Genomic DNA, 8,528 nt, shown 5'->3' on the forward strand with positions numbered 1-8,528 from the left:
GGGGCCGCCGCGGCGGCGGCGGTCGCCGCAAGGGCCTGCTCGTGGGTGGCGGCGTCATCGGTCTCGCGGCCGTCGCCGGTGGCGCCTTCGCGGTCTACCAGGTCGTCTTCGCGACCGGCCCGCAGCCGGCCGAGGCCCTGCCCGACACGACCGTGGGCTACGTCAGCGTCGACCTCGACCCCAGCGGCAAGCAGAAGCTCGAGGCCCTCGACGCGCTCGAGAAGTTCCCGGCGTTCAACGACAACGTCGACGTCGACAGCGACGACGACCTGCGCGAGAAGTTCTTCGACTACGTCCAGGACCAGGGCGGCTGCGCCGGCCTGTCCTTCGAGGACGACGTCGAGCCCTGGCTCGGCGACCGCTACGGCTTCGCCGCCGTCGACGTGGGCGAGAAGCTCGCCCCCGACAGCATCGGCATCGCCCCGGTCGGCGTGATCCAGGTCAAGGACGAGGACAAGGCCGATGCCGGCCTCGAGAAGCTGCTGGCCTGCGAGGACGATTCCGACTCCGCCTCGAGCTCCAGCTCGGGGTCCGGTTCCAGCTCGGACGGTGACGACTCCAGCTCGAGCTCGTCCGACGACCTCGAGCCGCTGACCCCCGAGGGCGAGGAGGCCGACGAGAGCACCCAGGGCGGCTGGTCGTTCCAGGGTGACTGGGTCGTCATCGCCGAGAACACCGAGATCGCCGAGGCCGTCACCGACGCCGCTGCGGACCACCCGCTCTCCGAGGACGACGACTACCAGAAGTGGACTGAGGCCACCGGCGACGCCGGCATCCTCACCGCCTATGCCGCCCCCGACGCGGGCAAGTTCCTGGCCGAGGCGTTCAACGACTTCGGCGGCGGCGGCATCACCGAGTGCTACGGGTCCGCCGAGGCCCAGCCGGCCGAGCCGAGCTCGAGCGCCGTGCCCGAGGACGACTACGCCGACGACTTCTCCGAGGACTTCGAGTCGGACTTCGAGTCCGACTGCTCCGAGGAGAGCAGCGGCGACGACGAGGCCACCCAGGCTCTCGAGGACGCGTTCGCCGGCTTCGACGGGGCGGCCGTGACGGTCCGCTTCGACGACGGCGGACTCGAGATCGAGTCGGCCTCGAGCGTCGACTACCTCGGCCTCGAGAAGGTCTACAGCTCCGAGCGTGGAGACGACGTGGTCGCTGGCTTCCCCGACGACACCGCGATCGCCGTCGGCGTCGGGTTCGAGGAGGGCTGGTTCACCAGCCTCACCGACTACCTCGACTCGGTCGGCGGTGACATGTTCGACCTCGAGGAGGGCATCGCGGCCCTCGAGGAGGAGACCGGCCTCCAGCTGCCCGAGGACGCCGAGACGCTGGCCGGCGAGTCCGCTGCCATCGCCATCGGCGGCGACTTCGACCCCGAGGCCTTCGACGACGGGGACCCGAGCGGCCAGCCCGTCGCCGTCAAGGTCAAGGGCGACCCCGACGGGATCACCTCGATCATCGACCGGCTGCTCGACAACCCCGACGTGGCCGCCGAGGTCAAGGACGAGTTCGGCTACCAGACCGACGACGACCACGTCGTCGCCGGCTTCTCCGAGGACTACAACAAGCAGCTCCTCGAGGACGGCGGCCTGGGTGACTCCGACACCTACCAGGACGTCGTGAGGGAGTCCGACAAGTCGGCCGCGGTCCTCTACGTCAACTTCGACGCCGGCGGCTGGCTCGACCGAGCGGTCGCGGCCGACGGTGGCGACCCGGAGGTCGCCGCCAACGTCAAGCCCCTCAAGGCTCTCGGCCTGTCGGCCTGGACCGACGACGACGACGTCTCCCACAGCGTCTTCCGGATCACCACCAACTGACCCACCGCCCGATCGACCCGTCGTAGATCTACGACGGGTCGATCTGGATCTTCGCTGACCCGTCGTAGATCTACGACGGGTCAGCGTGATCTCGGCTCACGGACGGGCGAGGGGGGCCGTGGTGGCGGAGGTGACGCTGACGAGGTCGGCGGGGGAGAGCTCGACGTCGAGGCCGCGGCGACCGCCGGAGACCAGAACGGTCGGATGGTCGAGGGCGGACTCGTCGACGACGGTCGGGTGGGGGCGCTTCTGGCCGATGGGCGAGATGCCGCCGACGACGTAGCCGGTCGCGCGCTCGGCGGCGGCCGGGTCGGCCATCTGGGCCTTGCGGCCGCCGACGGCACGGGCGAGGGCCTTGAGGTCGAGCTGCCCGGTGACGGGTACGACGGCAACCACCAGGCGTCCGTCGACGTCGGCCAGGAGCGTCTTGAAGACGCGGGCCGGCTCAACCCCGAGGGCCTCCGCGGCCTCCAGGCCGTAGGACGTCGCGCGCGGGTCGTGGTCGTAGTCGCGGATCGTGAAGCTGAGCCCGGCCCTCGTCAGGGCGACCGTGGCGGGGGTGCCTCCGGGTTGCTTCCTGGCCATGTCGCTGGCTCCTCGTCGTCCGTTGAGTCGAGCGTCTGCTGCGGTGATCTCGATGCGCTCACACGACTCCGCAGGCTCAGTCGGGTCGCTTGCTCGACCTTCGCCCGTGACGCGACCCCGCTCGTTCCTCGCGGGGGTCGCTGCGAGCTCAGTTCGGCGACCAGCGCGTTCGGGCCACCTCGGTGGCCGGCAGCGACGAGATGACGTTCATCGCCCGCAGCTCGGAGCGCAGCAGGTCGGTGACCAGCACCAGGCGGGCCTCGGCGTCGTCGGCCTCGAGCAGCGCCTGCCGCTCCTGGAGCGGCAGCGGGGCGCAGGCGGCCAGGGTCCACGACAGGTAGCCGGCGTCGCGGGGGAGCGTGCCCTCGTAGGGGTCGGACCGGATCTCCGACAGGGCCTGGCGATAGGCGGTGAACGTCGCACGGGCCCGCTCGAGGACGTCCTCGTCGACGGCGGCCTCGGCCTCGGGCAGGTTCTCGACGTGGCCGACCGGGAACAGCCCGGTGGTGTCGAGCCGGTCGAGCTGGATCCGGCTGAGGCCGACCGCGACGACGTCGAAGGTGCCGTCGGCGTTGGCCTCCACCTCGGTGAGGAGCGCCTTGCAGCCGACCCGGAAGAGCGACTGCGCCCCGTGGTCACCGACCTCGTAGCCCTCGCGGATGCCCACCGAGCCGAAGAGGCGCTGGGTCGGGTCCTCGATCCGGAGCAGCGAGTGCACCAGTGCGCGGTAGCGGTCCTCGAAGACGCGCAACGGAACGCTCAGCCCGGGGAACAACACCGAGTTCAGCGGGAACATCGGCAGCTCGACGGTCACGCGCACAACCTATATGCGGCTCTCACCCCGATGGGCGACGTACGCTCGCGCGGTGCTGCGCGCCTTCCTCACCCTCGTGCTCTCCGTGACCGTCCTGGGTGTCGTGCCCTCGGCCACGGCTGTCCCGGCGGCTGTCCCGGCGGCCGTCCCAGCGGCGGCCCCGGTCGCGACCCGCGCTGCTCCGCTCGTGGCGCAGATCCGGGCCCTGCCCGGCGTCGTGGCGGCCCGCGAGACGGGGGCGCCGTCGGGCTACCGGTCCTTCCGCATCCGGTTCCGGCAGCCGGTCGACCACGCCCGGCCCCGCGGCGCCAGCTTCGTCCAGCGCGTCACCCTGCTGCACCGGGGCACCGACCGGCCGATGGTCCTGGTGACGGCCGGCTACGGCATCGGGTCCGGGCCGGGGGAGCCCGCGGAGGTCACCGACCTCCTGGACGCCAACCAGGTCACGGTCGAGCACCGGTTCTTCGCGCCGTCGCGCCCGGCCCACCCGCGGTGGCGACAGCAGCTCACGATCCGCCAGGCGGCCACCGACCACCACCGGGTCGTGCGGTCGCTCAAGCGGCTCTACCCGCGCCGCTGGGTCAGCACCGGGGCGTCCAAGAGCGGGATGGCGGCGACCTACCACCGCCGCTTCTTCCCGGGCGACGTCGACGCCACCGTCGCCTACGTCGCACCGAACGACGTGGTCGACGACCGCGACGTCTACAACCGCTTCCTCGAGCGGGTCGGTACGGCGGCCTGCCGCGACGCGCTCGTCGCCGTGCAGCGCCGCGTGCTGGGCCCCGACCGCGCCTGGTTCCTCGAGCGCACCCGTCAGGAGGTCCGCGACCGGGACGGGACCTGGAGCATCGTCGGCGACTCCGAGAAGGCGTGGGAGGCGGCCGTCGTCGACGTCTACTTCGCCTTCTGGCAGTACCGCTCCGCCTCGGAGTGCCGCGACGTCCCCGGGCCGAGCGCGACCCGCCCGGTGGTCTGGCGGTGGTTCGAGGAGGTCGGGCCGTTGGACTTCTACGCCGACCAGGAGCTGCGCCCCTACGTGCCCTACTACTACCAAGCCGTCGCCCAGCTGGGCGCGCCCGAGCCCTACGAGGCGCCGATCGCCGACCTGCTCAGGTATCCCGGTGCCGACGTGCCCGGGACGTTCGTGCCGGCCGGGATCCAGCCGGTCGCCCACGACGCGGCGGCGATGCCCGACGTCGGCCGCTGGGTGCAGAACCGGTCGCGACGGATCGTCTTCCTCTACGGCGGCAACGACCCGTGGTCGGCCGAGCCGTTCACCTGCGGCGCGGCCACCGCGGCCAAGGAACGCGGCTGCAGCCGCTACGTCGTCGCCGGCGCCAACCACGGCGTCCGCATCGGCGACCTCCCCGCCCGGCAGCGGCGGACGGTCACGCGTCGGCTGGAGCGCTGGGCCGGGGTGGGGTGACGTCGCCCCGCGGCTCGACCACCGTGGGGTCTCGTCGCGCTGCTGACCCCCGAAGGGCACCGTGAGCCGTCCACGCCCCACGACCGGTCCCGACGGGTGGGCCGACCCCTCCTAGACTCGGGGACATGATCCGCCGCATCGACCTGCGCGGCACCACGCTGGCGTCGCCCGACGACTACCGCGCCGTGGTGCCCCGAGCCGACTTCGACGTCGAGGCGGCGGTCCCCGCGGTGCACGCGATCTGCGAGGCGGTGCGGGTCCGCGGGATCGACGCGATCCTCGACTACAACGCGCAGTTCGACGGCGGCACGGCCGACGACGACATCCGGGTCGCACCGGCGACGATCACGGCTGCGCTCGAGACCCTCGACCCCGCGATCCGGGCGGGGCTGGAGGAGTCGATCCGACGCCTGCGCCTGACCTCGTCCCGTGAGCTCGAGGCCGACGCGGTCACCGAGCTCGGCCCCGGCGCCGTCGTCACCCACCGCAAGGTCCCCGTCGACCGGGTCGGCCTCTACGTGCCCGGCGGGCTGGCACCGCTCGTCTCGAGCGTGCTGATGAACGTCGTACCGGCCCAGACCGCCGGCGTCGGCTCCATCGCCCTCGCGAGCCCGCCGCAGAAGGACCACGGCGGCCTGCCGCACCCCACCATCCTCGCCGCCTGCGCCCTGCTCGGCGTCGACGAGGTCTACGCCGTCGGCGGCGCCCAGGCGATCGCGATGTTCGCCTACGGCGTCGGCCCGTGCCGTCGCGTCGACCTCGTGACCGGCCCGGGCAACATCTACGTCGCCACGGCCAAGCGCCTGCTCAAGGGCGTCGTCGGCATCGACTCCGAGGCCGGCCCCACCGAGATCGCGATCCTCGCCGACGACACGGCCGACGCGACCCACGTCGCCGCCGACCTCGTCAGCCAGGCCGAGCACGACCCGCTGGCCGCCGCGGTCCTGGTCACGCCCTCGACCCGGCTCGCCGACGAGGTCGACGTCGAGCTCGACAAGCAGGTCTTCGCCACCAAGCACACCGAGCGCATCCGCACCGCGCTCGCCGGCCGCCAGTCCGGCGTCGTGCTCGTCGACGACCTCGAGCAGGGCCTCGACGTGGTCAACGCCTACGCCGCCGAGCACCTCGAGATCCAGACCGCTGACGCCTCGGCGTGGGCGGCGCGGGTGCGCAACGCCGGTGCGATCTTCGTCGGTGCCCACTCGCCGGTCAGCCTGGGCGACTACTGCGCCGGCTCCAACCACGTGCTGCCGACCGCCGGCTGCGCCTGCCACTCCTCGGGCCTGTCGGTGCGTGCGTTCGTGCGGTCGGTGCACGTCATCGACTACAGCCGCGAGGCCCTGGCCGAGGTCGCCGACCACGTCGTCACGCTCGCCGAGGCCGAGGACCTGCCGGGTCACGGCCAGGCCGTCCGCGTGCGGTTCCCGGACTGAGCGCGATGACCTTCCCCCCGCTGCGGGAGGAGCTGCGCGGCATCGAGCCCTACGGCGCCCCCCAGCTGCCGATCGACCAGGCCCCCGTCCAGCTCAACGTCAACGAGAACCCCTACGGGCCCTCGGCCGTCGTCGTCGCCGACATCGCCACGGCGGTCGCGCACGCCGCGACGACGCTCAACCGCTACCCCGACCGCGAGTTCACGGAGCTGCGAACGGCCCTCGCGGCCTACCTGTCGACCGACACCGGCGCCGGTGACCCACCGATCGCGCCGGAGCAGGTCTGGGCGGCCAACGGGTCCAACGAGGTGATGCTCCAGCTGCTGCAGGCCTTCGGCGGCCCCGGGCGCACCGCGGTGAGCTTCGCGCCGACGTACTCGATGTATCCCGAGTACGCCCGCGACACCAGCACGCGCTGGGTCACCGGACACCGCGAGACCGACTTCAGCCTCGACCTCGACGCCGCCCGCGCCCTGGTCACGGCCGAGCGGCCGTCGGTCGTGCTGCTGCCCTCGCCCAACAACCCGACCGGTACGGCGCTGCCGCCGGCCGCGGTCACGGCCCTGTGCGAGGCCGTCGGCGACGACGGCGTCGTGGTCGTCGACGAGGCCTACGGCGAGTTCCGCCGCGAGGGCGTGCCGTCGGCCCTCGAGCTGTTGCCCACCCACCGCAACCTGGTGGTCACCCGCACCATGAGCAAGGCGTTCGCGGGGGCCGGGCTGCGGCTGGGCTACCTCGCCGCCGACCCGGCGATCTGCGACGCCATCCGCGTCGTCCGGCTGCCCTACCACCTGTCGGCGGTCACCCAGGCGGCCGCGCGGGCCGCGCTCCGGCACGCCCCCGAGCTGCTCGGCCGGGTCGACGACCTCCGCGTCGAGCGCGACGCGACCGTCGCCTGGCTGCGCGAGCAGCGGCTCGAGGTGGCCGACTCCGACGCCAACTTCGTCCTGTTCGGCACCTTCGCCGACCGCCACGCGGTCTGGCAGGACCTGCTCGATCAGGGCGTGCTGATCCGCGAGACTGGACCCGACGGGTGGCTGCGCGTCTCGGTCGGCACCGCCGACGAGATGACGTCGTTCCAGGAAGCCCTCACCCGAACCCTCAAGGAGCTGACATGACCCGCACCGCGCGCGTCGAGCGCCAGACGTCCGAGTCCAAGGTGATCGTCGAGGTCGACCTCGACGGCTCGGGGCGCCACGACATCTCCACCGGCGTCGGCTTCTACGACCACATGCTCACCGCCTTCGCGCGCCACTCGCTCGTCGACCTGACCGTGCAGACCGAGGGCGACGTGCACATCGACGCCCACCACACCGTCGAGGACACCGCGATCGCGCTTGGCCAGGCCCTTCGCCAGGCCCTGGGCGACAAGCAGGGCATCCGCCGCTTCGGCGACGCCACCGTGCCGCTCGACGAGGCGCTGGTGCAGGCCGTCGTCGACGTGTCCGGGCGCCCCTACTGCGTGCACACCGGCGAGCCCGAGGGCCAGGCCTACGTGCAGCTCGGCGGTTCGGGGGTCTCCTACCTCGGCAGCCTCACCCAGCACGTCTTCGAGTCCATCTCGTTCCACGGCCACCTCGCCCTGCACGTCCGCGTGCTGGCCGGCCGCGAGCCGCACCACATCGTCGAGACGCAGTTCAAGGCCTTCGCCCGTGCCTTCCGCGACGCCGTCGCCATCGACCCCCGCGAGACGGGCATCCCCTCCACCAAGGGTGCTCTGTGACCGCACCGTCCGTCGTCGTCCTCGACTACGGGTCGGGCAACCTCCGCTCGGTCGTGCGCGCCGTCGAGCGGGCCGGCGCCGACGTCACGCTCACCGGTGACTTCTACGCCGGCCTCGAGGCCGACGGGCTCGTCGTACCCGGGGTGGGGGCCTACGCCGCCTGCATGGCCGGCTTGCGCGCGGTCAAGGGCGACCGGCTGATCGGACGCCGCCTCGCCGGTGGCCGCCCGGTGCTCGGCATCTGCGTGGGCATGCAGGTGCTCTTCGAGCGTGGGGTCGAGCACGGCGTCGAGACCGACGGCTGCGACGAGTGGCCGGGCACGGTCTCGCGCCTGGAGGCCGACGTCGTGCCCCACATGGGCTGGAACACCGTCGAGGCCCCCGAGGGGACCGGGCTGTTCGCGGGCGTCGAGGCGGAGCGGTTCTACTTCGTGCACTCCTACGCCGCCCGCTCCTGGGACCTCGTCACCACCGGCCACACCCGCGAGCCCCTCGTGACGTGGGCCGAGCACGGGGGCGACCGCTTCGTCGCCGCCGTCGAGAACGGTCCGCTCTGCGCGACCCAGTTCCACCCCGAGAAGTCCGGCGACGCCGGGGCCGCGCTGCTGCGCAACTGGGTCGAAGGACTCTGAGGTGGCGGCCGGGGAGCGCGCCCGACGCCGCGAGGAGCGCGACCGCCGGGCCGCCGAGGAGGCCGCCCGGCTCGAGGCCGTCGCCACCCGGCAGGCCC

The 8,528-nt window shown here is 72.9% G+C and carries 8 protein-coding genes; 6 read left to right on the top strand and 2 right to left on the bottom strand.

What is annotated here, in order from left to right; translation table 11 throughout:
• A partial coding sequence (locus tag Q7T52_RS03030; RefSeq protein ID WP_304799275.1) for a DUF3352 domain-containing protein occupies positions 1-1,817 on the top strand: 1,817 nt, incomplete at its 5' end.
• Between the two features lie 96 nt (positions 1,818-1,913).
• On the opposite strand, the gene ybaK is transcribed toward Q7T52_RS03030, so the two are convergent.
• Positions 1,914-2,402: a Cys-tRNA(Pro) deacylase gene (ybaK, locus tag Q7T52_RS03035; protein WP_304799276.1), complete on the bottom strand. Its 489-nt coding sequence runs from the start codon at positions 2,400-2,402 to the stop codon at positions 1,914-1,916.
• 148 nt (positions 2,403-2,550) lie between these two features.
• On the bottom strand, positions 2,551-3,216 hold the full coding sequence (locus Q7T52_RS03040) for an LON peptidase substrate-binding domain-containing protein (RefSeq protein WP_304799277.1): 666 nt from the start codon (positions 3,214-3,216) through the stop codon (positions 2,551-2,553).
• 52 nt (positions 3,217-3,268) lie between these two features.
• Here Q7T52_RS03040 and Q7T52_RS03045 point away from each other — a divergent pair, with 52 nt between their 5' ends.
• The 5 genes from Q7T52_RS03045 to hisH all read left to right on the top strand — a co-directional run bounded on the left by Q7T52_RS03045 (position 3,269) and on the right by hisH (position 8,430).
• Positions 3,269-4,642 carry a S28 family serine protease gene (locus Q7T52_RS03045; protein ID WP_304799278.1) on the top strand — a complete coding sequence of 458 codons (1,374 nt, stop codon included), beginning with the start codon at positions 3,269-3,271 and terminating at the stop codon, positions 4,640-4,642.
• A 125-nt stretch (positions 4,643-4,767) separates the two neighbouring features.
• Positions 4,768-6,075, top strand: a complete 1,308-nt coding sequence (gene hisD, locus Q7T52_RS03050) for a histidinol dehydrogenase (RefSeq protein ID WP_304799279.1) — start codon at positions 4,768-4,770, stop codon at positions 6,073-6,075.
• A gap of 5 nt (positions 6,076-6,080) precedes the next feature.
• Positions 6,081-7,193: a histidinol-phosphate transaminase gene (locus tag Q7T52_RS03055; protein ID WP_304799281.1), complete on the top strand. Its 1,113-nt coding sequence runs from the start codon at positions 6,081-6,083 to the stop codon at positions 7,191-7,193.
• Positions 7,190-7,798 (top strand): imidazoleglycerol-phosphate dehydratase HisB, encoded by a 609-nt coding sequence (gene hisB / locus Q7T52_RS03060; RefSeq protein ID WP_304799282.1) that lies wholly within the window; start codon positions 7,190-7,192, stop codon positions 7,796-7,798. The genes Q7T52_RS03055 and hisB overlap by 4 nt, the downstream gene beginning before the upstream one ends.
• Complete coding sequence (gene hisH, locus Q7T52_RS03065) at positions 7,795-8,430, top strand: imidazole glycerol phosphate synthase subunit HisH (protein WP_304799284.1); 636 nt, start codon at positions 7,795-7,797, stop codon at positions 8,428-8,430. The genes hisB and hisH overlap by 4 nt, the downstream gene beginning before the upstream one ends.
• Positions 8,431-8,528 lie beyond the last annotated feature (98 nt).

Source organism: Nocardioides sp. (genome assembly GCF_030655615.1).
GTDB lineage: Bacteria > Actinomycetota > Actinomycetes > Propionibacteriales > Nocardioidaceae > Nocardioides.

Excerpts from the sequence above, each read along its gene's own strand:
- ybaK (WP_304799276.1), bottom strand. The coding sequence starts at position 2,402 with ATGGCCAGGAAGCAACCCGGAGGCACCCCCGCCACGGTCGCCCTGACG.
- hisD (WP_304799279.1), top strand. The coding sequence starts at position 4,768 with ATGATCCGCCGCATCGACCTGCGCGGCACCACGCTGGCGTCGCCCGAC.
- hisB (WP_304799282.1), top strand. The coding sequence starts at position 7,190 with ATGACCCGCACCGCGCGCGTCGAGCGCCAGACGTCCGAGTCCAAGGTG.
- Q7T52_RS03055 (WP_304799281.1), top strand. The coding sequence starts at position 6,081 with ATGACCTTCCCCCCGCTGCGGGAGGAGCTGCGCGGCATCGAGCCCTAC.